Annotated in this window: 37 protein-coding genes, 5 tRNA genes and 1 rRNA gene; 2 read left to right on the forward strand and 41 right to left on the reverse strand. The window is 44.3% G+C overall.

Translation table 11 applies throughout. The annotated features are described in order from the left end of the window. The first annotated feature begins 114 nt into the window (after positions 1-114). On the forward strand, positions 115-528 hold the full coding sequence (gene mscL, locus HFU86_RS18545) for a large-conductance mechanosensitive channel protein MscL (RefSeq protein ID WP_036955890.1): 414 nt from the start codon (positions 115-117) through the stop codon (positions 526-528). On the opposite strand, the gene HFU86_RS18550 is transcribed toward mscL, so the two are convergent. The 37 genes from HFU86_RS18550 to HFU86_RS18730 all read right to left on the reverse strand — a co-directional run bounded on the left by HFU86_RS18550 (position 529) and on the right by HFU86_RS18730 (position 18,000). Further along, entirely contained in the window at positions 529-729 is a 201-nt protein-coding gene (locus tag HFU86_RS18550; RefSeq protein ID WP_132497311.1) for an alternative ribosome-rescue factor A, read from the reverse strand. 26 nt (positions 730-755) lie between these two features. Beyond that, positions 756-1,172 (reverse strand): Zn(2+)-responsive transcriptional regulator, encoded by a 417-nt coding sequence (zntR, locus tag HFU86_RS18555; RefSeq protein ID WP_036955922.1) that lies wholly within the window; start codon positions 1,170-1,172, stop codon positions 756-758. Between the two features lie 135 nt (positions 1,173-1,307). Further along, positions 1,308-1,694, reverse strand: a complete 387-nt coding sequence (rplQ, locus tag HFU86_RS18560; RefSeq protein ID WP_036955900.1) for a 50S ribosomal protein L17 — start codon at positions 1,692-1,694, stop codon at positions 1,308-1,310. 37 nt (positions 1,695-1,731) lie between these two features. After that, positions 1,732-2,721 carry a DNA-directed RNA polymerase subunit alpha gene (locus tag HFU86_RS18565; RefSeq protein ID WP_036955903.1) on the reverse strand — a complete coding sequence of 330 codons (990 nt, stop codon included), beginning with the start codon at positions 2,719-2,721 and terminating at the stop codon, positions 1,732-1,734. A 25-nt stretch (positions 2,722-2,746) separates the two neighbouring features. Beyond that, the gene (gene rpsD, locus HFU86_RS18570; protein WP_004265487.1) at positions 2,747-3,367 is read right to left on the reverse strand and encodes a 30S ribosomal protein S4; all 621 of its coding nucleotides are present in this window, start codon (positions 3,365-3,367) and stop codon (positions 2,747-2,749) included. A gap of 37 nt (positions 3,368-3,404) precedes the next feature. After that, positions 3,405-3,794, reverse strand: a complete 390-nt coding sequence (gene rpsK / locus HFU86_RS18575; protein WP_004388621.1) for a 30S ribosomal protein S11 — start codon at positions 3,792-3,794, stop codon at positions 3,405-3,407. Positions 3,795-3,810: 16 nt separating this feature from the next. Continuing rightward, a complete protein-coding gene (gene rpsM, locus HFU86_RS18580; protein ID WP_004907144.1) occupies positions 3,811-4,167 on the reverse strand; it encodes a 30S ribosomal protein S13 in 357 nt (118 codons plus the stop codon). A gap of 145 nt (positions 4,168-4,312) precedes the next feature. Continuing rightward, positions 4,313-4,429: a 50S ribosomal protein L36 gene (gene rpmJ / locus HFU86_RS18585; RefSeq protein ID WP_004265484.1), complete on the reverse strand. Its 117-nt coding sequence runs from the start codon at positions 4,427-4,429 to the stop codon at positions 4,313-4,315. A 45-nt stretch (positions 4,430-4,474) separates the two neighbouring features. Next, positions 4,475-5,800, reverse strand: a complete 1,326-nt coding sequence (secY, locus tag HFU86_RS18590) for a preprotein translocase subunit SecY (RefSeq protein ID WP_036955906.1) — start codon at positions 5,798-5,800, stop codon at positions 4,475-4,477. A gap of 7 nt (positions 5,801-5,807) precedes the next feature. Then, positions 5,808-6,242 (reverse strand): 50S ribosomal protein L15, encoded by a 435-nt coding sequence (gene rplO, locus HFU86_RS18595; protein WP_006657024.1) that lies wholly within the window; start codon positions 6,240-6,242, stop codon positions 5,808-5,810. 3 nt (positions 6,243-6,245) lie between these two features. Beyond that, on the reverse strand, positions 6,246-6,425 hold the full coding sequence (gene rpmD / locus HFU86_RS18600) for a 50S ribosomal protein L30 (RefSeq protein ID WP_006657023.1): 180 nt from the start codon (positions 6,423-6,425) through the stop codon (positions 6,246-6,248). Positions 6,426-6,431: 6 nt separating this feature from the next. Then, positions 6,432-6,932: a 30S ribosomal protein S5 gene (gene rpsE, locus HFU86_RS18605; protein WP_006657022.1), complete on the reverse strand. Its 501-nt coding sequence runs from the start codon at positions 6,930-6,932 to the stop codon at positions 6,432-6,434. 14 nt (positions 6,933-6,946) lie between these two features. Next, on the reverse strand, positions 6,947-7,300 hold the full coding sequence (gene rplR / locus HFU86_RS18610; RefSeq protein WP_006816326.1) for a 50S ribosomal protein L18: 354 nt from the start codon (positions 7,298-7,300) through the stop codon (positions 6,947-6,949). A 9-nt stretch (positions 7,301-7,309) separates the two neighbouring features. Continuing rightward, positions 7,310-7,843, reverse strand: coding sequence for a 50S ribosomal protein L6 (rplF, locus tag HFU86_RS18615; RefSeq protein WP_006657020.1), 534 nt, complete (start codon positions 7,841-7,843; stop codon positions 7,310-7,312). A gap of 14 nt (positions 7,844-7,857) precedes the next feature. Next, complete coding sequence (rpsH, locus tag HFU86_RS18620) at positions 7,858-8,250, reverse strand: 30S ribosomal protein S8 (RefSeq protein WP_004907134.1); 393 nt, start codon at positions 8,248-8,250, stop codon at positions 7,858-7,860. 34 nt (positions 8,251-8,284) lie between these two features. After that, a complete protein-coding gene (gene rpsN, locus HFU86_RS18625) occupies positions 8,285-8,590 on the reverse strand; it encodes a 30S ribosomal protein S14 (protein ID WP_004265458.1) in 306 nt (101 codons plus the stop codon). 12 nt (positions 8,591-8,602) lie between these two features. Further along, the gene (rplE, locus tag HFU86_RS18630) at positions 8,603-9,142 is read right to left on the reverse strand and encodes a 50S ribosomal protein L5 (RefSeq protein WP_006657019.1); all 540 of its coding nucleotides are present in this window, start codon (positions 9,140-9,142) and stop codon (positions 8,603-8,605) included. A gap of 15 nt (positions 9,143-9,157) precedes the next feature. Next, positions 9,158-9,472 carry a 50S ribosomal protein L24 gene (rplX, locus tag HFU86_RS18635; RefSeq protein WP_004265452.1) on the reverse strand — a complete coding sequence of 105 codons (315 nt, stop codon included), beginning with the start codon at positions 9,470-9,472 and terminating at the stop codon, positions 9,158-9,160. Positions 9,473-9,482: 10 nt separating this feature from the next. Beyond that, entirely contained in the window at positions 9,483-9,854 is a 372-nt protein-coding gene (rplN, locus tag HFU86_RS18640; RefSeq protein ID WP_004265449.1) for a 50S ribosomal protein L14, read from the reverse strand. Positions 9,855-10,030: 176 nt separating this feature from the next. Then, the gene (gene rpsQ, locus HFU86_RS18645) at positions 10,031-10,285 is read right to left on the reverse strand and encodes a 30S ribosomal protein S17 (RefSeq protein ID WP_006657018.1); all 255 of its coding nucleotides are present in this window, start codon (positions 10,283-10,285) and stop codon (positions 10,031-10,033) included. After that, entirely contained in the window at positions 10,285-10,476 is a 192-nt protein-coding gene (rpmC, locus tag HFU86_RS18650; RefSeq protein ID WP_006657017.1) for a 50S ribosomal protein L29, read from the reverse strand. Before rpmC ends, rpsQ begins: the two co-directional genes overlap by 1 nt. Then, positions 10,476-10,886 carry a 50S ribosomal protein L16 gene (gene rplP, locus HFU86_RS18655; protein ID WP_004926449.1) on the reverse strand — a complete coding sequence of 137 codons (411 nt, stop codon included), beginning with the start codon at positions 10,884-10,886 and terminating at the stop codon, positions 10,476-10,478. The genes rpmC and rplP overlap by 1 nt, the downstream gene beginning before the upstream one ends. An 11-nt stretch (positions 10,887-10,897) precedes the next feature. Continuing rightward, complete coding sequence (rpsC, locus tag HFU86_RS18660; protein ID WP_004907131.1) at positions 10,898-11,599, reverse strand: 30S ribosomal protein S3; 702 nt, start codon at positions 11,597-11,599, stop codon at positions 10,898-10,900. 17 nt (positions 11,600-11,616) lie between these two features. Then, a complete protein-coding gene (rplV, locus tag HFU86_RS18665) occupies positions 11,617-11,949 on the reverse strand; it encodes a 50S ribosomal protein L22 (RefSeq protein WP_004265430.1) in 333 nt (110 codons plus the stop codon). A 15-nt stretch (positions 11,950-11,964) separates the two neighbouring features. Beyond that, entirely contained in the window at positions 11,965-12,243 is a 279-nt protein-coding gene (gene rpsS, locus HFU86_RS18670; protein ID WP_004265426.1) for a 30S ribosomal protein S19, read from the reverse strand. 14 nt (positions 12,244-12,257) lie between these two features. Beyond that, positions 12,258-13,082 carry a 50S ribosomal protein L2 gene (gene rplB, locus HFU86_RS18675; protein ID WP_006657016.1) on the reverse strand — a complete coding sequence of 275 codons (825 nt, stop codon included), beginning with the start codon at positions 13,080-13,082 and terminating at the stop codon, positions 12,258-12,260. A 19-nt stretch (positions 13,083-13,101) separates the two neighbouring features. Beyond that, positions 13,102-13,404 (reverse strand): 50S ribosomal protein L23, encoded by a 303-nt coding sequence (gene rplW / locus HFU86_RS18680; RefSeq protein WP_006657015.1) that lies wholly within the window; start codon positions 13,402-13,404, stop codon positions 13,102-13,104. Continuing rightward, positions 13,401-14,006, reverse strand: a complete 606-nt coding sequence (gene rplD / locus HFU86_RS18685) for a 50S ribosomal protein L4 (protein WP_036955909.1) — start codon at positions 14,004-14,006, stop codon at positions 13,401-13,403. The genes rplW and rplD overlap by 4 nt, the downstream gene beginning before the upstream one ends. A 16-nt stretch (positions 14,007-14,022) precedes the next feature. Next, positions 14,023-14,652 carry a 50S ribosomal protein L3 gene (gene rplC / locus HFU86_RS18690; protein WP_036955911.1) on the reverse strand — a complete coding sequence of 210 codons (630 nt, stop codon included), beginning with the start codon at positions 14,650-14,652 and terminating at the stop codon, positions 14,023-14,025. 32 nt (positions 14,653-14,684) lie between these two features. After that, entirely contained in the window at positions 14,685-14,996 is a 312-nt protein-coding gene (gene rpsJ / locus HFU86_RS18695) for a 30S ribosomal protein S10 (protein ID WP_001181005.1), read from the reverse strand. Positions 14,997-15,318: 322 nt separating this feature from the next. Next, a complete protein-coding gene (gene bfr / locus HFU86_RS18700) occupies positions 15,319-15,792 on the reverse strand; it encodes a bacterioferritin (RefSeq protein WP_036955915.1) in 474 nt (157 codons plus the stop codon). 119 nt (positions 15,793-15,911) lie between these two features. Continuing rightward, positions 15,912-16,112: a bacterioferritin-associated ferredoxin gene (bfd, locus tag HFU86_RS18705; RefSeq protein WP_132497312.1), complete on the reverse strand. Its 201-nt coding sequence runs from the start codon at positions 16,110-16,112 to the stop codon at positions 15,912-15,914. A gap of 176 nt (positions 16,113-16,288) precedes the next feature. Continuing rightward, complete coding sequence (tuf, locus tag HFU86_RS18710; protein WP_187128653.1) at positions 16,289-17,473, reverse strand: elongation factor Tu; 1,185 nt, start codon at positions 17,471-17,473, stop codon at positions 16,289-16,291. A gap of 123 nt (positions 17,474-17,596) precedes the next feature. Continuing rightward, positions 17,597-17,672, reverse strand: a tRNA-Thr gene (locus HFU86_RS18715). Between the two features lie 6 nt (positions 17,673-17,678). Further along, positions 17,679-17,753, reverse strand: a tRNA-Gly gene (locus HFU86_RS18720). A gap of 71 nt (positions 17,754-17,824) precedes the next feature. Next, a tRNA-Tyr gene (locus tag HFU86_RS18725) sits at positions 17,825-17,909 on the reverse strand. Positions 17,910-17,924: 15 nt separating this feature from the next. Then, positions 17,925-18,000 (reverse strand) — tRNA-Thr (locus tag HFU86_RS18730). A gap of 427 nt (positions 18,001-18,427) precedes the next feature. Between HFU86_RS18730 and coaA the strand changes: the two genes are divergently transcribed. Next, positions 18,428-19,378 carry a type I pantothenate kinase gene (coaA, locus tag HFU86_RS18735; RefSeq protein ID WP_036950939.1) on the forward strand — a complete coding sequence of 317 codons (951 nt, stop codon included), beginning with the start codon at positions 18,428-18,430 and terminating at the stop codon, positions 19,376-19,378. Positions 19,379-19,410: 32 nt separating this feature from the next. On the opposite strand, the gene birA is transcribed toward coaA, so the two are convergent. The 4 genes from birA to HFU86_RS18755 all read right to left on the reverse strand — a co-directional run bounded on the left by birA (position 19,411) and on the right by HFU86_RS18755 (position 21,815). Further along, complete coding sequence (birA, locus tag HFU86_RS18740) at positions 19,411-20,388, reverse strand: bifunctional biotin--[acetyl-CoA-carboxylase] ligase/biotin operon repressor BirA (protein ID WP_132497362.1); 978 nt, start codon at positions 20,386-20,388, stop codon at positions 19,411-19,413. Continuing rightward, positions 20,385-21,419, reverse strand: a complete 1,035-nt coding sequence (gene murB / locus HFU86_RS18745) for a UDP-N-acetylmuramate dehydrogenase (protein WP_187129795.1) — start codon at positions 21,417-21,419, stop codon at positions 20,385-20,387. The genes birA and murB overlap by 4 nt, the downstream gene beginning before the upstream one ends. Before the next feature lie 175 nt (positions 21,420-21,594). Then, positions 21,595-21,710: ribosomal RNA gene (gene rrf / locus HFU86_RS18750) — 5S ribosomal RNA — on the reverse strand. Positions 21,711-21,739: 29 nt separating this feature from the next. Further along, positions 21,740-21,815 (reverse strand) — tRNA-Thr (locus HFU86_RS18755). Positions 21,816-21,858 lie beyond the last annotated feature (43 nt).

Here is a 21,858-nt window from a genome sequence, read left to right on the forward strand (position 1 = left end):
TATCTAAAATAAATAGTAAAGGTTTGCAGGTTAATAATTCTAGATACTATAATTTTCATACGTGGTTCCACACGTTTAGTCATTTAGTTAATAAATAAAGGGAAGGGGTCGTACATGAGTTTTTTAAAAGAGTTCCGCGAATTTGCCATGAAGGGCAACGTTGTGGATATGGCAGTCGGTATTATTATTGGTGCCGCATTTGGTAAAATTGTTTCTTCGCTAGTCGCCGATGTGATTATGCCCCCACTTGGATTAATCATTGGTGGTGTAGATTTTAAACAATTCAGCCTTGTACTTCGAGAAGCGGAAGGAAGTGTACCTGCCGTCGTAATGAATTATGGGATGTTTATCCAAACTGTTTTTGATTTTGTTATTGTCGCATTTGCTATTTTTATGGCGATCAAAGTAATGAACAAAGTCCGTCGTGAAAAAGAAGAAGCTGCACCAGCAGAGCCTGCTGCACCATCTACAGAAGAAGTTTTACTGTCTGAAATTCGTGACTTACTGAAAGAACAGAATAAAAAATAACTAAAAGGCCAGTGGTAATAAGTTTATTAACCGATTACCACTGGCCTCCCAGCTACCCGCCTTATTTGTTTTTCCTTTTCTTGTATAGCTTCCTTTGCCTTTCTTATTTTTCTCAACTCTCTGACGAAATAGAGGGTCATGCAACAGTGCCTCAATGGCATTATCTTTAATCTCACCACGCTTATGCTGATACTTATTCATAATCTACCTTCATAATCAGTTTTAAATTAATAAATTTTTGATGCGCCCTTTTCCAAGATCTCCATGATAGAGCAGTATGTTGATGCATGCTCATCACCACAGCATGCTGAACTCAAGGTTTTCAATGAGTCTCTCATGATGATCAGCTCCTGGATCTTCTTTTCCACTTCAATCAGTCTAATATCAACAATATTCTTTGATTCCTGACAAGTGTGATGTTCGGGGTCAACACGAATTGATAATAACTCAGTAATCGCTTCAAGTGTAAATCCTAGCTGCTTAGCATAACGGATAAAACGTAGGCGCTGTAAATCTTGCTCCGTAAACAACCGGTAGCCACCTTCCGTTCTCGTTTTGTGCCCCATTAACCCCTGTTTTTCATAAAAACGGATCGTATCTGGTGTAACATCTGCCAACTTAGCTATTTGACCTATCTTATACATGCTCATTTGCTTATGCCTATAAGTATGGATAGAAAATAAAAATTCAAGGATGGAAAAGAATTAATTTGGAGGGTTAGAATAGCAGGTACAAAAAAACCGGGCAATACACCCGGTTTTCTTGAAAGCAATTACAGATTACTCTGCAGCTGCTTCTTGAGACTCAACAGCACGGTCAACAAGCTCGATGTAAGCCATCGGAGCGTTGTCACCTGCGCGGAAGCCACACTTAAGAATACGAGTGTAACCACCTGCGCGAGCTGCGAAACGAGGTCCCAGTTCATTAAATAGTTTTGCAACGATCTCGTTATCACGAGTACGTGCGAATGCCAGACGACGATTAGCTACGCTGTCGGTCTTGGCAAGAGTAATCAGCGGCTCAACGACGCGACGCAGTTCTTTCGCTTTAGGCAGAGTCGTCTTGATGATTTCATGACGAACTAAAGAACCTGCCATGTTACGGAACATAGCTTGGCGGTGGCTGCTGTTGCGGTTCAATTGACGACCACTCTTACGATGGCGCATGACCTTATCCTTCTCAGTAAAACCTTAACCTGTGATCCTAATCATCAGCAATACTTGCTGGTGGCCAATTTTCTAAGCGCATGCCCAGAGAAAGACCACGAGATGCCAAGACGTCCTTAATTTCAGTAAGAGATTTCTTACCAAGGTTCGGAGTTTTGAGCAACTCAACTTCTGTACGCTGTACCAGATCACCGATGTAGTGGATAGCTTCTGCTTTGAGGCAGTTAGCAGAGCGGACAGTCAATTCCAGATCGTCAACTGGGCGCAGTAAGATAGGATCGAATTCTGGTTTCTCTTCTTTAACTTCTGGTTGACGAACATCACGTAGGTCAACAAAAGCTTCAAGTTGTTCAGCCAGGATGGTAGCTGCACGGCGAATCGCCTCTTCAGGATCGATTGTACCATTAGTTTCCATTTCGATTACTAACTTATCCAAGTCAGTACGCTGCTCAACACGAGCTGCTTCAACATTGTAGGCAATACGCTCTACAGGGCTATAGCAAGCATCGACTAACAGACGACCGATTGGGCGCTCATCTTCTTCCGAATGAACTCGGGCAGAAGCCGGCACATAACCACGACCACGCTGAACTTTAATACGCATATTTACAGATGCGCTTTCGTCAGTGAGGTGGCAGATCACATGCTGTGGCTTGACGATTTCGACATCACCATCATGGATGATGTCGGCTGCAGTCACAGGGCCAATGCCAGATTTATTCAAGGTTAAAATAACTTCATCTTTCCCCTGAACTTTTACCGCCAGCCCTTTCAGGTTGAGGAGAATCTCCAGGATATCTTCCTGTACACCTTCTTTGGTGCTGTACTCATGCAGTACACCATCAATCTCAACCTCTGTCACCGCACAACCCGGCATAGACGAAAGCAGAATACGGCGCAGTGCGTTACCTAGAGTGTGGCCAAAGCCGCGCTCTAAAGGCTCAAGGGTCACCTTAGCGTGCGTCGAACTCACTTGCTCGATATCTACCAGGCGCGGTTTTAGAAACTCTGTCACAGAACCCTGCATTGTGTCCTCTCTTTGGTGCTAAGCTTTACTTGGAGTAAAGCTCGACGATCAGGTGTTCGTTAATGTCCGCAGACAAGTCAGTACGTTCAGGAATACGCTTGAACACACCTTCCATTTTAGCAGCATCAACTTCCAGCCAAGTTGGCTTCTCACGCTGTTCAGCCAGCTCTAAAGCAGCCTTGATACGAGACTGTTTTTTAGCTTTCTCACGAACGCTGATAACGTCATTCGGGGAAACCTGATAAGAAGCGATATTAACTACACGACCATTTACCATGATAGCTTTGTGGCTAACCATTTGACGTGCTTCTGCGCGAGTTGCGCCAAAGCCCATACGATAAACGACGTTATCTAAACGACCTTCCAGCAGGGTCAGCAGGTTTTCACCTGTGTTGCCTTTCAGGCGAGTTGCTTCTTTATAATAGTTACGGAATTGACGTTCCAGAACACCGTAAATACGACGAACTTTTTGTTTTTCACGTAACTGAACACCATAGTCAGACAGACGCGGTTTACGCGCACCGTGCTGGCCAGGTGCCTGTTCTAATTTACACTTGGTGTCAATCGCGCGAACACCAGACTTCAGGAAGAGGTCTGTTCCTTCGCGACGGCTCAGCTTGAGCTTAGGACCCAAATATCTAGCCATTTTCTTTCTCCAACAGTCCTAAAAAAAACGAAACGTATTAAACGCGACGTTTTTTCGGTGGGCGACAACCGTTATGAGGGATAGGAGTCACATCAGTAATATTAGTGATGCGGAAACCAGCGGCGTTCAGAGCACGAATTGTTGATTCGCGACCCGGACCCGGTCCCTTAACCATAACTTCCAGGTTTTTGATTCCGTATTCTTTCACAGCTTCTGCGCAACGCTCTGCCGCAACTTGAGCTGCGAACGGAGTGGATTTGCGAGAACCACGGAAACCGGAACCACCGGCAGTTGCCCAACCTAATGCGTTACCCTGACGGTCAGTAATGGTAACGATTGTGTTGTTGAAAGAAGCATGGATATGAGCCACACCGTCTGAGACTTGTTTTCTTACACGCTTACGTGCACGAACTGGTGCCTTTGCCATTATTCAATACCCCGACTTATTTCTTGATCGGCTTACGCGGACCCTTGCGGGTACGAGCGTTAGTCTTAGTACGCTGTCCGCGCACAGGAAGACCACGACGATGACGTAAACCACGGTAACATCCAAGGTCCATCAGACGCTTGATGCTCAGGGTAATTTCACGGCGTAAGTCACCTTCTACAACGTATTTAGCAACTTCGTCACGCAGCTTGTCGATTTGTTCTTCAGACAGCTCACTGATCTTAACATTTTCAGCAATACCAGTTGCTTCACAGATAGCCTGTGAACGAGTTTTGCCGATGCCGAAAATCGATGTTAAAGCGATTACGGTATGTTTATGATCAGGAATGTTAATGCCTGCTATACGGGCCACTATGCACTCCTAAGTTAAAATATACATTACTGTGCTGAAAAGCCCGTTTTCAGGATACTCAAACAATAATGTATCTTAGATAAAAAAGATTGGCTGGCTAATTTAGCCAGCTCAACCCAACTTTGCAAGAAAAAAATGCTTTTTCTTAGCCTTGACGTTGTTTATGTCTTGGCTCAACACTGCAAATCACACGAACGCTACCATTGCGACGGATAATTTTGCAGTTACGGCATAATTTCTTGACGGAAGCACGAACTTTCATTTTTACTCTCCGTAACTTCTAAGCAAACCATAATCACTCGCGTGATTATTTACCTTTTAGATTTGCTTTCTTCAATGCAGACTCATACTGACTTGACATCATCAGAGTTTGCACTTGAGCCATAAAGTCCATGATAACGACAACCACGATTAAGAGGGAAGTACCACCAAAGTAAAAAGGTACTTTCATTGCGTCACGCATGAACTCCGGGATTAGGCAGATAAAGGTAATATAAAGAGCACCGATTAATGTTAATCGTGTCATTACCTTATCGATGTACTTGGCCGTTTGCTCTCCCGGACGAATTCCTGGTACAAATGCACCGGACTTCTTCAGGTTATCTGCTGTTTCTCTTGGGTTGAAAACCAACGCAGTATAGAAGAAACAGAAGAAGATGATCGCAGAGGCATAAAGCAACACATATAACGGTTGTCCAGGCTGTAAGTACATAGATACTGTAGTCAGCCAGTCCCAGCCAGTTCCATCACCAAACCAAGACGCTATTGTACCCGGGAATAGTATGATACTGGAAGCAAAAATTGCAGGAATTACACCCGCCATATTCACTTTTAACGGTAAATGTGTACTTTGTGCAGCGTAGACACGGCGTCCTTGTTGGCGTTTAGCGTAGTTTACGACGATACGACGTTGACCACGTTCCATAAACACTACAAAGAAAGTTACCGCGAATACTAATACCGCAACCAACAGCAACAGGAGGAAGTGCAGATCGCCTTGCCGAGCTTGCTCGATGGTATGGCCAATAGCCGGCGGGAGACCCGCAACGATACCAGCGAAGATAATAATTGAAATACCGTTACCGATACCTCTTTCAGTTATCTGCTCACCTAACCACATAAGGAACATAGTTCCTGTGACTAAGCTAACAACTGCCGTGAAGTAGAATGGGAGGCCTGGATCAAGAACTAATCCCTGCATCCCTGGCATATTCGGTAGACCCATTGCAATACCAATAGATTGGAATATTGCTAATACCAGAGTACCCCAGCGAGTATATTGGCTTATCTTCCGACGACCTGCTTCTCCTTCCTTCTTGATCTCTGCTAATCGTGGGTTAACCACAGATAATAACTGGACAATGATCGATGCCGAAATATACGGCATGATACCCAGAGCAAAGATAGAAGCACGGCTAAGAGCACCACCAGAGAACATGTTAAACATTTCAATGATGGTGCCTTGTTGCTGTTCGAGCAATTTGGCAAGCACAGTGGCATCAATACCAGGGATTGGAATAAAAGAACCAATTCGGAAAACAATTAGCGCCCCAATAACAAACAAAAGTCTGCGTTTTAGTTCGCCAGCTCCACCTTTGGCACTTTGGAAATCTAATCCTGGTTGTTTAGCCATCTGTCACTTATTCCTCAATTTTACCGCCGGCAGCTTCGATTGCAGCGCGAGCACCTTTAGTAACACGAAGGCCACGTACAGTAACTGCACGATTCACTTCGCCAGACAGAATAACTTTTGCGTATTCAATCTGGATGTCAATAACGTTCGCGGCTTTCAGTGCGTTCAGATCAATAACATCGCCTTCAACAGAAGCAAAATCAGACAGACGGATTTCCGCAGTGATCATTGCTTTACGTGAAGTGAAACCGAATTTCGGTAAACGACGGTATAAAGGCATCTGGCCACCTTCGAAACCACGACGTACGCCACCGCCAGAACGAGACTTCTGACCTTTGTGACCACGACCGCCAGTTTTACCCAGACCAGAACCGATACCACGACCTACGCGTTTAGGCGCGTGCTTGGCACCTTCAGCCGGAGACAGAGTATTTAAACGCATCTCTTACTCCTCAACTTTAACCATGTAGGAAACCAAGTTGATCATACCACGAACAGCAGGAGTATCCTCGCGCTCTACTGTATGACCAATGCGACGCAGACCTAAACCGACCAGTGTTGCCTTGTGTTTCGGCAGACGACCGATTGAACTGCGAACTTGTGTAATTTTAATAGTCTTAGCCATGGCTGATTACCCCAGAATTTCTTCGACGGATTTTCCACGCTTAGCTGCGACCATTTCTGGAGACTTCATGCTGTCTAAAGCATCCAGTGTTGCACGAACCACGTTGATTGGGTTAGTGGAACCATAGGTTTTAGCCAGTACGTTGCGAACTCCAGCTACCTCTAAAACAGCACGCATTGCACCACCGGCAATAATACCGGTACCTTCGTGAGCAGGTTGCATAAACACGCGAGAACCGGTGTGTGTACCTTTCACTGGGTGGAATAATGTGCCGTTGTTTAGAGCAACGGTTTTCATACTGCGACGGGCTTTTTCCATCGCTTTCTGGATTGCTGCCGGAACTTCGCGCGCTTTGCCGTAACCAAAACCAACGCGACCGTTACCATCACCAACTACAGTCAGTGCGGTAAAGCTGAAAATACGGCCACCTTTAACGGTTTTAGCTACGCGGTTTACCGCGATCAGCTTTTCCTGCAGTTCGCCAGCTTGTTTTTCGATGTGAGACATCTTACACCTCTACCTTAGAACTGAAGGCCAGCTTCACGGGCAGCATCTGCCAGTGCCTGGACTCTACCATGATATTGGAAACCAGAACGGTCAAAAGCAACAACAGTGATGCCTTTTTCCAGTGCACGCTCAGCAATTAATTTACCAACTGCTGCTGCTGCATCTTTGTTTCCAGTGAATTTCACTTGCTCATTGATAGCTTTTTCTGTAGTAGAAGCGGCAACCAATGTTTCAGAACCGTTAGGTGCAATAACCTGCGCATAAATATGGCGTGGAGTACGATGTACCACCAGGCGAGTCGCACCCAACTCTTGGATCTTGCGGCGTGCGCGGGTCGCACGACGGATACGAGCTGCTTTCTTATCCATAGTGTTACCTTACTTCTTCTTAGCCTCTTTAGTACGCACGATTTCATCGGCGTAACGAACACCTTTGCCTTTATAAGGCTCAGGACGACGGTAAGCACGCAGTTCTGCTGCAACTTGACCAATCACTTGCTTATCCGCACCTTTCAGTACGATTTCAGTTTGTGTTGGACATTCAGCAGTAATGCCTGCTGGCAGTGCGTGTTCAACCGGATGCGAGAAACCTAAAGACAAGCTTACTGCGTTGCCTTTGATTGCTGCACGGTAACCAACACCGACCAGTTGAAGTTTTTTGGTGAAGCCTTCGGTAACACCGATAACCATTGCATTCAGCAGTGAGCGAGAAGTACCCGCTTGTGCCCATGCATCAGCAAAACCTTCGCGCGGAGCGAAAGTTAAGTGGCCATCTTCATGTTTAACTTCAACTGCATTATGGATAGTACGAGTAAGCTCGCCGTTTTTACCCTTGATCGAAATAACCTGACCGTTGAGTTTTACCTCTACGCCGGCAGGAATGACGACGGGTGCTTTTGCCACACGAGACATTCTTTCCTCCCGAATTAAGCTACGTAGCAGAGAATCTCGCCACCAAGACCAGCTTGGCGAGCTGCACGATCAGTCATGACACCTTTAGAGGTAGAAACAACAGCGATACCTAAGCCAGCCATAACTTGTGGCAGCTCATCTTTTTTCTTATAGATGCGCAGACTTGGGCGGCTTACACGCTGGATGCTTTCTACGACAGCCTTACCTTGGAAATAACGTAAAGTCAGTTCCAATTCTGGCTTGATGTCGCCTTCAATTTTAAAATCTTCAATATAACCTTCTTCCTTCAGCACTTTGGCAATCGCCACTTTCAGCTTGGAGGAAGGCATGGTGACCGCAACTTTATTCGCGGCCTGACCGTTACGGATACGGGTCAGCATATCCGCGATGGGATCTTGCATGCTCATCTGTCTTTACTCCCGTGATTCAATATGGTGACAATTACCAACTAGCCTTTTTAAGGCCCGGGATTTCACCGCGCATAGCGGCTTCACGGACTTTAATACGGCTCAGACCAAATTTCCGCAGGAAACCATGCGGACGCCCAGTTTGACGGCAGCGGTTACGCTGACGAGAAGGACTTGAATCACGTGGCAGTGTTTGCAGCTTGAGAACAGCGTCCCAGCGATCTTCATCAGATGCTTTAACATCAGAGATGATAGCTTTCAGTTCTACGCGTTTTGCGAAGAATTTCTCAGCTAATTTAGCACGCTTAACATCACGCGCTTTCATAGATTTCTTAGCCATGAGTAACCTGCCTTACTTGCGGAACGGGAAGTTGAACGCTGCTAACAGTGCGCGACCTTCATCATCAGATTTCGCAGTAGTGGTGATAGTAATATCTAAACCACGTACACGATCCACTTTATCGTAATCGATTTCAGGGAAGATGATTTGTTCACGTACACCCATGCTGTAGTTACCGCGACCATCGAAAGACTTAGCGGACAAGCCACGGAAGTCACGAATACGTGGTACAGCAATAGAAATCAGACGCTCAAGGAACTCCCACATGCGTTCGCCACGCAGAGTTACTTTACAGCCGATTGGATAGCCCTGACGGATTTTGAAGCCTGCAACAGATTTGCGTGCTTTGGTGATCAATGGTTTTTGACCAGAGATTGCTGTTAAGTCAGCTGCTGCGTTATCCAGCAGTTTTTTATCAGCGATCGCTTCACCAACACCCATATTCAGGGTGATCTTCTCGACCCGAGGGACTTGCATGACAGAAGTGTAGTTAAACTCAGTCATGAGTTTATTAACTACTTCGTCTTTATAGTAATCATGCAGTTTCGCCATCGTATACTCCAAAAATTACTTGATAGTTTCACTGTTAGATTTGAAGAAACGGACTTTTTTGCCGTCTTCGAATCTAAAGCCTACACGGTCAGCCTTGCCAGTTGCCGCGTTAAAGATTGCAACGTTAGAAACTTGAATAGCCGCTTCTTTTTCAACGATGCCACCTGGTTGGTTCAGAGCCGGAACTGGCTTCTGATGTTTTTTAACCAGATTGATACCTTCAACGATAACTTTACTAGAAGAAATAACCTGCTTTACTTTACCGCGCTTACCTTTGTCTTTCCCAGTTAGCACGATAACTTCGTCATCACGACGGATTTTCGCTGCCATAGTTCGCTCCTTAGAGTACTTCAGGTGCCAGAGAGATAATTTTCATAAACTTCTCATTACGAAGTTCACGAGTTACCGGCCCAAAAATACGCGTACCGATTACTTGCTCACTGTTATTGTTTAATAACACACAAGCATTACCATCGAAGCGAATGACAGAACCGTCAGGGCGACGTACACCCTTCTTGGTGCGCACCACTACCGCTTTCAGGACATCACCCTTTTTAACTTTACCGCGTGGAATTGCTTCCTTAACAGTAATTTTAATGATGTCGCCTACATGTGCATAGCGACGGTGCGAGCCACCTAGAACCTTGATACACATTACGCGACGTGCACCGGAGTTGTCGGCCACGTTCAGCATAGTCTGTTCTTGGATCATTTTAGTGCTCCGCTAAATGTCAACTACTACTGAGCCACCTCATTATGAAGAGGCCGTTCAAATATACCCATACTACGAGGGCGCGGCATTATAACACCACATCTTCGTGTTGGACAGGAAAAAATAAACGGCTCGATCAAAAAGAGCCGTTTATTCATCACGAAAAATCTATTCTATTACAGAACAGCTTTTTCTACAACGCGAACTAAGGCCCAAGACTTAGTCTTAGACAGTGGACGAGTTTCGCGGATTTCTACCACGTCACCAATTCCACATTCATTGTTCTCGTCATGTACGTGCAATTTAGTCGTACGACGGATGAATTTACCATACAGAGGGTGTTTCACCATACGCTCGATAGCAACAACAATAGATTTCTCCATTTTGTCACTAACTACACGACCTTGCAGAGTACGGATTTTATCGTTCATTACGCACCTGCCTTCTCAGTCAGTAAAGTCTTCACGCGTGCGATATCACGACGCACTTGTTTCATTAGATGAGACTGTTGCAGCTGACCACTCGCAGCCTGCATACGTAAGTTAAATTGCTCACGTAACAGGTTTAAAAGTTCAGCGTTCAGCTCTTCTACGCTTTTTTCGCGCAGCTCTTGTGCTTTCATTACATCACCGTCTTAGTTACAAAGGTGGTTTTGATAGGCAGTTTCGCTGCTGCCAGAGAGAATGCTTCACGAGCCAGCTCTTCAGGCACACCGTCCATTTCATACAGGACTTTACCAGGCTGAATTAAGGCAACCCAATATTCTACGTTACCTTTACCTTTACCCATACGAACTTCGAGTGGCTTTTCAGTGATTGGCTTGTCTGGGAATACACGAATCCAGATTTTACCTTGACGCTTAACAGCACGGGTCATAGCACGACGTGCCGCTTCGATCTGACGTGCAGTCAGACGACCACGGCCAACAGCTTTAAGACCGAAAGTGCCGAAGCTAACATCCGTACCTTGCGCCAGACCACGGTTGCGGCCTTTGTGCACCTTACGGAATTTTGTACGCTTTGGTTGTAACATAGCGACGCTCCTTACTTGCGGCCTTTACGCTGCTGCTTTTTAGGTTGAGCTGCTGGTTTCTCAGCTTGTTCAACTGCAGCCATACCACCCAGAATCTCACCTTTGAAGATCCATACCTTAACGCCGAGAACACCATAAGTGGTGTGCGCTTCTGAAGTGTTGTAATCGATGTCAGCACGTAATGTGTGCAGTGGCACACGGCCTTCACGATACCACTCGGTACGAGCGATTTCAGCACCGCCTAAACGGCCACTGACTTCAACTTTGATACCTTTAGCGCCCAGACGCATTGCGTTCTGTACTGCACGCTTCATAGCACGACGGAACATAACACGACGTTCCAGCTGTGAAGAGATGCTGTCAGCAACTAATTTAGCGTCCAGTTCTGGTTTACGAACTTCGGCGATATTGATTTGCGCAGGAACACCAGCGATATCCGCTACTGTTTTACGCAGTTTTTCAACGTCTTCACCTTTCTTACCGATAACGATACCTGGGCGAGCAGTGTGAATAGTCACACGGATGCTTTTAGCAGGACGCTCGATTACGATGCGTGAAATTGACGCTTTTGCCAATTCTTTATTCAAGTACTGGCGTACTTTAAAGTCGCTGTCTAGGTTGTCAGCGAATTCATTAGTATTCGCATACCAAGTAGAGTTCCAAGGTTTGACAATACCCAGGCGAATACCATTAGGATGTACTTTCTGACCCATTGCTAGTCTCCAGAGTCTCAGCGATCGGACACAACCACAGTAATGTGGCTGGTGCGCTTAAGAATACGATCTGCACGGCCTTTCGCACGCGGCATGATGCGTTTCATAGTTGGACCTTCGTCTACGAAAATTTTCGCAACTTTCAGGTCATCAATGTCAGCGCCATCGTTTTGCTCTGCGTTAGCAATAGCAGATTCCAGTACTTTCTTCACTAAACCAGCAGCTTTCTTGTTGGTGTAGGTCAGAATTTCCAGAGCTTGCGACACTTTCTTACCGCGAATCAGGTCGGCTACTAAGCGAACCTTCTGGGCAGAAGAACGAGCGTGGCGATGCATAGCTAAAGTTTCCATCTCTTCCTCCTATCCTTAACGTTTCTTAGCTTTCTTATCTGCCGCGTGGCCGCGATAAGTGCGAGTCGGTGCGAATTCACCCAGTTTGTGACCAACCATTTCGTCGGTTACGAATACTGGAACATGCTGACGACCATTATGGACAGCGATGGTCAATCCGATCATATTAGGAAAGATCGTTGAACGACGGGACCAAGTCTTGAGAGGCTTCTTGTCTCCGCTTTCCACCGCTTTCTCTACCTTCTTCAGCAAGTGCAGGTCAATAAAAGGACCTTTCTTGAGAGAACGTGGCATGGCTTATCCTCTAATTATTTTTTAGAACGATGACGTACGATGAATTGATCAGTACGCTTGTTACTACGAGTTTTCTTACCTTTGGTCTGAACGCCCCATGGTGTTACTGGGTGTTTACCAAAGTTACGGCCTTCACCACCACCATGTGGATGGTCAACTGGGTTCATCGCAGTACCGCGAACGGTAGGACGAATACCACGCCAGCGGCTAGCACCAGCTTTACCAAGAACTCGTAACATGTGTTCAGCGTTACCAACTTCACCTAAGGTTGCACGGCAATCAGCTAAAACTTTACGCATTTCACCAGAACGCAGACGCAGGGTGACATAAGCACCATCACGAGCAACGATTTGAGCGTAAGTACCTGCTGAACGCGCTAACTGACCACCTTTACCTGGTTTCAGTTCGATGTTATGAACTGTAGAACCAACAGGGATGTTGCGCATTGGCAGTGCGTTACCAGCTTTGATAGCTGAATCAACGCCAGATTGAATCTGGTCACCAGCTTTCAGGCCTTTTGGTGCAAGAATATAACGACGTTCACCGTCTTTATATAGTACCAGTGCAATGTTCGCAGAACGGTTTGGATCATATTCCAAACGTTCAACAACTGCAGGGATACCGTCTTTGTTGCGTTTGAAGTCAACTAAACGATAATGCTGCTTATGGCCACCACCGATATGACGGGTAGTGATACGGCCATTGTTGTTACGACCACCGGATTTGCTGTTTTTTTCTAACAGCGGAGCATAAGGCTTACCCTTATGCAGCTCAGGGTTAACCACTTTAACAACGTGGCGACGGCCCGGAGACGTAGGTTTACATTTAACAACTGCCATTGTTCTTTACTCCTCCGACTTACTCTGCGCCGCTAACGAAGTCCAGATTCTGGCCTTCTTTCAGCGTAACGTAAGCTTTTTTCCAGTCACTACGACGACCAGAACGCTGACCGTGGCGTTTAGTTTTGCCTTTAACCAGCAAAGTGTTAACACCTTCAACTTCAACTTCAAACAGTTTCTGTACAGCAGCTTTGATTTCTGCTTTAGTTGCGTCTTTTGCAACTTTGAGAACGATGGTATTGCTTTTTTCCATCGCTGTAGAAGCTTTTTCAGATACGTGCGGCGCGCGCAGTACTTGTAGCAGACGTTCTTCACGGATCATGCCAGCATCTCCTCAACTTGCTTCACAGCATCAGCAGTCATAACCACTTTGTCGAAAGCAATCAGGCTAACTGGGTCGATACCTGCTGCATCACGAACGTCAACCTTGTACAGGTTACGTGCTGCTAAGAACAGATTTTCATCTAATTCAGCAGTGATGATCAGAACATCTTGCAGAGCCATATCTTTCAGTTTCTGTGCCAGCAGCTTAGTTTTAGGCGCTTCTACAGAGAACTGCTCGACAACGATCAGACGATCTTGACGTACCAATTCAGACAGGATGCTTTTCAGAGCACCGCGGTACATCTTCTTATTAACTTTTTGACTGTGGTCCTGTGGTTTAGCTGCGAAGCTAACACCACCAGAGCGCCAGATTGGGCTCTTGATTGAACCAGAACGTGCACGGCCTGTGCCTTTTTGACGCCATGGTTTTTTACCAGAACCAGAAACTTCAGCACGAGTTTTCTGAGCACGAGTACCTTGACGAGCACCAGCTGCATACGCAACAACTACTTGGTGAACAAGCGCTTCATTGAAATCACGCCCGAAGGTAGTTTCGGAAACAGTCAGCGCGCTTTGCGCGTCTTTCATTACCAATTCCATTCCTATCTCCTCGACGTTAAGCCTTGACAGCCGGTTTTACGATCAGGTTGCTACCAGTTGCTCCTGGAACAGCACCTTTGACCAGCAGCAGGTTGCGCTCAGCGTCAACACGTACTACATCTAAGCTTTGAACAGTTACACGTTCATTACCCAGTTGGCCTGCCATTTTCTTGCCTTTGAACACTTTGCCCGGAGTCTGGTTCTGACCGATAGAACCCGGAACACGGTGAGACAAGGAGTTACCGTGAGTAGCATCTTGAGTACGGAAATTCCAGCGCTTAACTGTGCCGGCAAAACCTTTACCTTTAGATGTACCAGTAACGTCGACTTTTTTAACGTCAGCGAAAATTTCAACGCTAATGCTTTGACCTACGTTAAATTCAGTACCTTCTTCAGTACGGAATTCACGCAGAATGCGGCCAGCTTCAACGCCAGCTTTAGCGAAATGACCTGCTTCAGGCTTAGTTACACGGTTAGCTTTTTTGCTACCAGTAGTAACCTGAATTGCATTGTAACCGTCAGTTTCTGCAGTTTTAACCTGAGTAACGCGGTTATTTTCAATTTCGATAACAGTTACAGGGATAGATACGCCATCTTCAGTGAAGATACGAGTCATTCCCACTTTCTTACCGACTAAACCAATCATTGTTTCAACCTCTCAATCGTTCGACGACCTGATTAACCCAGGCTGATCTGCACGTCAACGCCGGCAGCCAGATCCAGACGCATCAGAGCATCAACGGTCTTCTCGGTTGGCTCAACGATGTCAACCAGACGTTTGTGAGTGCGAATTTCGTACTGATCACGCGCGTCTTTGTTAACGTGCGGAGAGATCAGAACGGTAAAACGCTCTTTACGTGTCGGCAGCGGGATAGGACCACGTACTTGCGCACCAGTGCGCTTAGCAGTCTCTACGATTTCCGCAGTTGATTGATCGATTAAACGATGATCAAAAGCTTTCAGGCGGATACGGATTCTTTGGTTCTGCATGAGACCAGAGCTCCAACTATTTTATAAACGTAAATGATTACTCCTCGCACCCATTTCGATTGATAGGGGAGTGTAATCGTTCTTGATGTAACCCCCATATCGGGAGTATTGTCTAAATGAGCAACAAATCGTTGACTCAATACTGAGATTTCAGTCCTAAAATTTAGGGCTTACTCATCAGTAAGCCCGCGCATTATACGTAATTTGTCGCGAAACGCAAGCAATCGGGGAAAATATGTGCGAATTTTCTGATGTGCAAATTTAGCAGATATAAAAAAGGCCCATCACTGGGCCTAATTACATTTTCATCAATCCTACAAAACTATTCTTCGATAACTTGTGCTTGAAGATAGTTTTGAATACCTAAACGCTTGATCAATTCCAGCTGAGTTTCAATCCAATCTATATGATTTTCTTCATCTGCAAGAATTTCTATCATTAAATCTCGGCTAACATAATCATGGATTGAATCCGCATAGCTAATGGCTTCTTTTAAATTTTTGGCGCCATCAAGTTCTAATTTCAGATCTGAAGCCAGCATCTCTTCGACATCTTCACCAATATTCAGCTTACCGAGATCTTGTAGATTCGGAATACCTTCGAGAAATAAAATGCGCTCAATGTACTTATCCGCGTGTTTCATTTCATCAATCGACTCGTGATATTCCATTTCATTGAGTTTAGTTAGCCCCCAATTTTTAAACATCCGGGCATGTAGAAAATATTGATTAATTGCAACAAGTTCATTGCCCAGCAATTTATTTAAGTGGGCTATCATTTTTTTATCGCCTTTCATATTACCTCCATCGCTTCCAGTCCTATAAGTGTAGTACTGAAATTGATGATAAGAATAATATTTACACAGTTATCTGCGTGACGAATTTTAACTAAACAATAAAGGGGTATGTGAAAGGGTTATGCGACGTGTTCAATACACTGTTCTTCAAGATGCAGAAGTTCTTCCTGCAGAATCTCGCGTGTTTGTCGGATGCATTTTCCGCATTCACGCCCTACTGGTAAAATTTGACGTAGCCCTTTCAAAGAGGTGACGTGATATTTACGCGCCACATTCCTGATTTGTTTATCAGTGATTGCTTCACAAAGGCATACATACATGATCATTTACCTGCACAAATTACATACAGCAAGTTTAAATGAAAATGATTGGCATTTCAATTATCATTAATTGCAATATTTGAAAATAAAACAAATTAATGAGCTATATAAAAACAAAAAGGACGTCCTAAGACGTCCCTTTTTCTGTGGTTCTTTCTTATTCAGAAAGAGCGGTATTATGCAATGATTTTTGCAACAACACCCGCACCTACAGTACGACCACCTTCACGGATTGCGAAACGTAAACCATCATCCATCGCGATTGGGTGAATCAGAGTCACGATCATGTTGATGTTATCGCCTGGCATTACCATCTCTACGCCTTCTGGCAGTTCGATAGTACCGGTTACGTCAGTTGTACGGAAGTAGAACTGTGGACGGTAGCCTTTGAAGAATGGAGTATGACGACCACCTTCATCTTTGCTCAGAATATAAACTTCTGATTCGAATTGGGTGTGTGGCTTGATTGAACCTGGTTTAGCCAGTACTTGACCACGTTGAATTTCTTCACGCTTAGTACCACGCAGCAGAACACCAACGTTCTCACCCGCACGACCTTCGTCCAGCAGTTTACGGAACATTTCAACGCCAGTACAAGTAGTTTTAGCCGTTGCTTGAATACCAACGATTTCAACTTCTTCACCAACTTTGATGATACCACGCTCAACACGGCCTGTTACTACTGTACCACGACCAGAGATTGAGAATACGTCTTCGATTGGCAGCAGGAATGGCTTGTCAATTGCACGCTCTGGTTCTGGGATGTAAGAATCCAGGTAGCCTGCTAATTCAACAATTTTCGCTTCCCACTCTGGGTTGCCTTCCAGCGCTTTCAGTGCTGAACCGCGAACAACTGGAGTGTCATCGCCTGGGAAATCGTATTGAGACAGAAGTTCACGAACTTCCATTTCAACTAATTCTAACAGTTCTTCGTCGTCTACCATGTCACATTTGTTCAGGAAAACGATGATGTAAGGAACACCTACTTGGCGACCTAACAGGATGTGCTCACGAGTTTGTGGCATTGGGCCATCAGTCGCAGCAACAACCAGAATTGCACCGTCCATCTGCGCAGCACCAGTGATCATGTTTTTAACATAGTCGGCGTGACCTGGGCAGTCTACGTGTGCGTAGTGGCGAGTTGGAGTATCGTATTCTACGTGAGAAGTAGAAATGGTGATACCACGCGCTTTTTCTTCTGGTGCGTTATCGATTTGGTCGAATGCACGAGCGTTACCGCCGTAAGTTTTAGCCAGAACAGTAGTGATTGCTGCTGTCAGGGTAGTTTTACCATGGTCAACGTGGCCGATTGTACCAACGTTAACGTGCGGTTTTGAACGTTCAAATTTTTCTTTAGACATTAGATTGTCCCTCTAAGACACGGAATCGGTGGTTAAACCACATCAACCAAGCAAGGATTAAATTCGCTTGTATTCTTTCTTTACAGGAGACAAAACAGGAGATAATTGAGAACATCGGGGAAGTGGTGCTGATAGGCAGATTCGAACTGCCGACCTCACCCTTACCAAGGGTGTGCTCTACCAACTGAGCTATATCAGCACATCTTGGAGCGGGCAGCGGGAATCGAACCCGCATCATCAGCTTGGAAGGCTGAGGTAATAGCCATTATACGATGCCCGCAATGAACTCGGCTACCTGAGTTATCAGCTGTTAAACTGTTTTCCGCAAAGCTTATAGAAGCTCATTGGAGATGGTGGTGGGAGAAGGATTCGAACCTTCGAAGTCTGTGACGGCAGATTTACAGTCTGCTCCCTTTGGCCGCTTGGGTATCCCACCTATCCAAATTTTTAATGGTGCCGGCACCAAGAGTCGAACTCGGGACCTACTGATTACAAGTCAGTTGCTCTACCAACTGAGCTATGCCGGCATCAAGTGCTGCGCATTCTAGGAAGAGTGAGCTCAGGTTGCAACAAAAAAATTTAATTTTTTGTTCATTCGCTCATATTTTATTCACTTTTTGCGATTTTGTTGATTTTTTATCTATTTTGAGATTAAAACATCAACAGCAGCCATTAACTATAATCGATTATAATCTGAGGAGTAAAGCACCGTTATCGAGTTTGGTTTCGTAAAATATAATTTTTTTATTCACTATCACAGTTTTTCCCCTGTTTTTATCGTTTAGTTTTTCAGCAAAAATCCTGTTTTTTTTTGCACACGTCAAAAAAAATTCACATAAAACACAAAAAAACCTACGCCTACTTCTCTTCACTCGCTATGATGCTACCAAATTTTATGGATACAGATGCTTTTGCAGCCTGTCCAACCTGCACACAATAGGCAGATGTTGGCTTATGAAACAAAAAGAAAATTTTATGACGACACCATATTTAGAGTTCGATAGAGAGCATTGGGCCACTTTGCGTGATTCTGTACCTCTAACATTATCATCAAGTGAGCTTCTTGAACTTAAAGGTATTAATGAAGAGCTCTCCATGGATGATGTCATCGAAATTTATCTTCCTCTTTCGCGTCTGCTGAACTTTTATATAAGTTCCAATTTGCGCCGTCAGGCGGTGTTAGAGCAATTTTTAGGGACTAATGGTGCAAAGGTACCCTATATCATTGGTATCGCTGGTAGTGTTGCTGTAGGAAAAAGCACTACCGCTCGTTTGCTACAAGCGCTACTAACCCGTTGGCCAGAACATCGAAAAGTTGACTTGATTACTACCGATGGCTTTTTATATCCAAACCAAGTCTTACGCGACAAAGATATAATGAAGAAAAAAGGCTTTCCTCAATCTTACGATATGCGAAAGTTGGTTAACTTTGTTTCTCAAATCAAGTCAGGAGCGCGCAATGTTGCAGCACCTGTTTATTCGCATTTAACATACGATATTGTTCCTGATCAGACACAAGTTATCGATCAACCTGATATTTTAATATTAGAAGGGTTAAATGTCCTGCAAAGTGATATGGACTACCCTCAAGATCCTCACCATGTCTTTGTTTCTGATTTTGTTGATTTTTCCATTTATGTTGATGCCGATCCTCAATTACTGAAGCAATGGTATATCGGACGCTTTTTGAAATTTAGACAAGGCGCGTTTTCTGATCCCGATTCATATTTCCATAATTATTCTAAGCTCAGTGAAGAAGAAGCTATCAATGTGGCGAGCTCAATTTGGGATGAGATTAACGGTTTAAATCTTGAAGAGAATATTTTGCCAACTAAAGAACGGGCAAGTTTAATTATGACCAAGGGTGAAAATCATTCTATTAGGAATGTACGCTTAAGAAAATAATTGATAAGGCCGGTATTATCCGGCCACTTTAATTAGTTTTCATTCGATCTTAATGATATTTCACCGCCAATATAGGGAATAAGTTCTCCATTTTCTTTTTGTAATAACAGAGCACCCTGCTCATTTATTCCCCTTTCAACACCAACAACAATATCATTACCAATCAATAACTTAACTTTGCGATCTAAAAAGTTATCTAATTCAAACCACCGAGATAAAAATGGTTTCAATCCTTGTTTTTCAAATATATGTAATGATTCTTTTAATGAATTAATAATATTTCCAGCTAACTCATTTCTCTCAATATTTTCAATTTCATCAATTAATGCAGACCAAGCTTGATTAATTGTTTCTTCTTTTTTAATGATATTTTTACTCATACCAATATTGATACCAACACCAATAATAATATGCGCTGCATCACCAGTTTTGCCGGTTAGTTCAACCAGAATTCCAGCAAGCTTCTTATCATTCATGTAGAGGTCATTAGGCCATTTAACTTTGACTTTATTTCCACATAATTTATTTAAGGTTTCAGCAATCACAATACCAACAACTAAGCTCAAACCAATCGCAGCAGCAGGACCTTGCTCTAACTTCCAATATGTTGAAAGGTAAAGGTTACATCCGAATGGCGAAATCCATTGGCGCCCGCGACGACCTCTTCCCGCACTTTGGTATTCAGCTAAGCAAGTATCCCCAGATTGCAGATGAGGGATTCGATCCAACATATATTGGTTAGTTGAATCGATAACCGGTTCAACTATGACATTAGAGTCAGTAACATATTGTTCAATTCGTTCTTTACTCAATAGGTTAATTTGCGAAGGAAGCTGATATCCTTTGCTAGTCACTGTTTGAATATCAAGACCCCATGAGCGCAATGTTTTGATATGTTTGTTAATTGCTGCTCTCGTCATTCCTAAGCGCTCACCCAGTTGTTCCCCTGAATGAATTTGTCCATCCGCCAAAATATCGATAACCTGTAATGGAATACTCATCTCTTTCATTGTATACAGTCCACCGCATTGACTTCGCCATTTCGCCCTATAAAACGAACTTCAGGCTCCAAAAATATATCGAAATGCTGTGCAACTGTATGGCTGACATGCTTAGCGAGCTCCACAATATCTTTTCCTGTCGCATTCTCTTTATTGATCAATACCAAAGCTTGCTGTGTATGAACTGCAGCACCACCTAGTTCATAACCTTTTAAGCCGCATTGGTCAATCAACCAACCTGCCGCTAATTTCACATTTCCATCTGCCTGAGCATATTGGGGGCAATTAGGATAGTTAGCTTTGATTGTCTCCGCGAGTTCAGCAGAGACGACGGGATTTTTAAAGAAACTACCAGCATTACCTGTTACAGCGGGATCCGGTAATTTACTTCTACGAGTCGCACATACCGTTTCAAACACATCAGAAGGCGTTACAGTATTAGGATCGAGCTTAGCTAAATCACCATATGCTAGCTTTGGCGACCATTCCTTAGCAAAAACCAATCCAACGCTGATAATCGCATGTGAATTCTGATATTCATGTTTAAAGATGCTGTCTCGATATCCAAAACCACATTCTTCAGCAGGGATTCGAGTGATTTGGCCTGTATCTAAGCAGAGGATATCCACATACTCACAAACATCTTTTAGCTCTAACCCATAAGCTCCAATATTTTGGATTGGTGCAGAACCTACGCATCCGGGGATCAGCGCTAAATTCTCTGCACCATGTATCCCTTTATGAAGCAATGTTTCAAGTAGCTGATGCCAGTTTTCCCCTGCAGATGCGTGTACATGCCAAGCACCTGCAGATTCAGTAATTTCGATACCTTTAATTCTGTTTACAATGACCACACCTTCAAAGTCTTCAGTAAATAACACATTGCTTCCCCCGCCTAATAGCAGTACTGGAAGATTGTCATTTTTTGCTGTTATCCACTGTTGGTACAGCGCATCAGCGCTTTGTACAATATTCACCTTAATAGCTTTGGCATCAATACCGAAGCTATTAAGTGATTTGAGTTCGGCGGTCAGGTTCATTGCTACCTTCATTTCAAATAATAATCTAAGATTTTATAAGTCTATCAGCCAGACCTAGCAGTGAATAGCATGTAGGCGGAAATAATATGATAAGTAAGAAATTGAGAAGAGTTTTGGAAAGTACAGATCGTTAGATAGCAAAAAGCCACCCATTGGGTGGCTTCTTATATTTAAAACCTAGCAGTTCCCTACTCTCACATGGGGAGACCCCACACTACCATCGGCGCTACGGCGTTTCACTTCTGAGTTCGGCATGGGGTCAGGTGGGACCACCGCGCTATTGCCGCTAGGTAAATTCTTTTAAACTATTTTAGTATTCATGGTGCTGATACCCAGATTCGAACTGGGGACCTCACCCTTACCAAGGGTGTGCTCTACCAACTGAGCCATATCAGCAATATGGTACGGTCAGTCAGCACTGACACAACCTTAAAAATTG

This window comes from Providencia sp. JUb39 (assembly GCF_012272845.1).
GTDB classification, from domain to species: Bacteria; Pseudomonadota; Gammaproteobacteria; order Enterobacterales; family Enterobacteriaceae; genus Providencia; species Providencia lanzhouensis.

Coding starts and splice junctions, on each gene's coding strand:
- mscL (WP_036955890.1), top strand. CDS start 115: ATGAGTTTTTTAAAAGAGTTCCGCGAATTTGCCATGAAGGGCAACGTT.
- HFU86_RS18550 (WP_132497311.1), bottom strand. CDS start 729: ATGAATAAGTATCAGCATAAGCGTGGTGAGATTAAAGATAATGCCATT.
- zntR (WP_036955922.1), bottom strand. CDS start 1,172: ATGTATAAGATAGGTCAAATAGCTAAGTTGGCAGATGTTACACCAGAT.
- rplQ (WP_036955900.1), bottom strand. CDS start 1,694: ATGCGCCATCGTAAGAGTGGTCGTCAATTGAACCGCAACAGCAGCCAC.
- HFU86_RS18565 (WP_036955903.1), bottom strand. CDS start 2,721: ATGCAGGGTTCTGTGACAGAGTTTCTAAAACCGCGCCTGGTAGATATC.
- rpsD (WP_004265487.1), bottom strand. CDS start 3,367: ATGGCTAGATATTTGGGTCCTAAGCTCAAGCTGAGCCGTCGCGAAGGA.
- rpsK (WP_004388621.1), bottom strand. CDS start 3,794: ATGGCAAAGGCACCAGTTCGTGCACGTAAGCGTGTAAGAAAACAAGTC.
- rpmJ (WP_004265484.1), bottom strand. CDS start 4,429: ATGAAAGTTCGTGCTTCCGTCAAGAAATTATGCCGTAACTGCAAAATT.
- secY (WP_036955906.1), bottom strand. CDS start 5,800: ATGGCTAAACAACCAGGATTAGATTTCCAAAGTGCCAAAGGTGGAGCT.
- rplO (WP_006657024.1), bottom strand. CDS start 6,242: ATGCGTTTAAATACTCTGTCTCCGGCTGAAGGTGCCAAGCACGCGCCT.
- rpmD (WP_006657023.1), bottom strand. CDS start 6,425: ATGGCTAAGACTATTAAAATTACACAAGTTCGCAGTTCAATCGGTCGT.
- rpsE (WP_006657022.1), bottom strand. CDS start 6,932: ATGTCTCACATCGAAAAACAAGCTGGCGAACTGCAGGAAAAGCTGATC.
- rplR (WP_006816326.1), bottom strand. CDS start 7,300: ATGGATAAGAAAGCAGCTCGTATCCGTCGTGCGACCCGCGCACGCCGC.
- rplF (WP_006657020.1), bottom strand. CDS start 7,843: ATGTCTCGTGTGGCAAAAGCACCCGTCGTCATTCCTGCCGGCGTAGAG.
- rpsH (WP_004907134.1), bottom strand. CDS start 8,250: ATGAGCATGCAAGATCCCATCGCGGATATGCTGACCCGTATCCGTAAC.
- rpsN (WP_004265458.1), bottom strand. CDS start 8,590: ATGGCTAAGAAATCTATGAAAGCGCGTGATGTTAAGCGTGCTAAATTA.
- rplE (WP_006657019.1), bottom strand. CDS start 9,142: ATGGCGAAACTGCATGATTACTATAAAGACGAAGTAGTTAATAAACTC.
- rplX (WP_004265452.1), bottom strand. CDS start 9,472: ATGGCAGCGAAAATCCGTCGTGATGACGAAGTTATCGTGCTAACTGGG.
- rplN (WP_004265449.1), bottom strand. CDS start 9,854: ATGATCCAAGAACAGACTATGCTGAACGTGGCCGACAACTCCGGTGCA.
- rpsQ (WP_006657018.1), bottom strand. CDS start 10,285: ATGAACGATAAAATCCGTACTCTGCAAGGTCGTGTAGTTAGTGACAAA.
- rpmC (WP_006657017.1), bottom strand. CDS start 10,476: ATGAAAGCACAAGAGCTGCGCGAAAAAAGCGTAGAAGAGCTGAACGCT.
- rplP (WP_004926449.1), bottom strand. CDS start 10,886: ATGTTACAACCAAAGCGTACAAAATTCCGTAAGGTGCACAAAGGCCGC.
- rpsC (WP_004907131.1), bottom strand. CDS start 11,599: ATGGGTCAGAAAGTACATCCTAATGGTATTCGCCTGGGTATTGTCAAA.
- rplV (WP_004265430.1), bottom strand. CDS start 11,949: ATGGAAACTTTAGCTATGCATCGCCACGCTCGTTCTTCTGCCCAGAAG.
- rpsS (WP_004265426.1), bottom strand. CDS start 12,243: ATGCCACGTTCTCTCAAGAAAGGTCCTTTTATTGACCTGCACTTGCTG.
- rplB (WP_006657016.1), bottom strand. CDS start 13,082: ATGGCAGTTGTTAAATGTAAACCTACGTCTCCGGGCCGTCGCCACGTT.
- rplW (WP_006657015.1), bottom strand. CDS start 13,404: ATGATCCGTGAAGAACGTCTGCTACAAGTACTGCGCGCGCCGCACGTA.
- rplD (WP_036955909.1), bottom strand. CDS start 14,006: ATGGAATTGGTAATGAAAGACGCGCAAAGCGCGCTGACTGTTTCCGAA.
- rplC (WP_036955911.1), bottom strand. CDS start 14,652: ATGATTGGTTTAGTCGGTAAGAAAGTGGGAATGACTCGTATCTTCACT.
- rpsJ (WP_001181005.1), bottom strand. CDS start 14,996: ATGCAGAACCAAAGAATCCGTATCCGCCTGAAAGCTTTTGATCATCGT.
- bfr (WP_036955915.1), bottom strand. CDS start 15,792: ATGAAAGGCGATAAAAAAATGATAGCCCACTTAAATAAATTGCTGGGC.
- bfd (WP_132497312.1), bottom strand. CDS start 16,112: ATGTATGTATGCCTTTGTGAAGCAATCACTGATAAACAAATCAGGAAT.
- tuf (WP_187128653.1), bottom strand. CDS start 17,473: ATGTCTAAAGAAAAATTTGAACGTTCAAAACCGCACGTTAACGTTGGT.
- coaA (WP_036950939.1), top strand. CDS start 18,428: ATGAAACAAAAAGAAAATTTTATGACGACACCATATTTAGAGTTCGAT.
- birA (WP_132497362.1), bottom strand. CDS start 20,388: ATGAAAGAGATGAGTATTCCATTACAGGTTATCGATATTTTGGCGGAT.
- murB (WP_187129795.1), bottom strand. CDS start 21,419: ATGAACCTGACCGCCGAACTCAAATCACTTAATAGCTTCGGTATTGAT.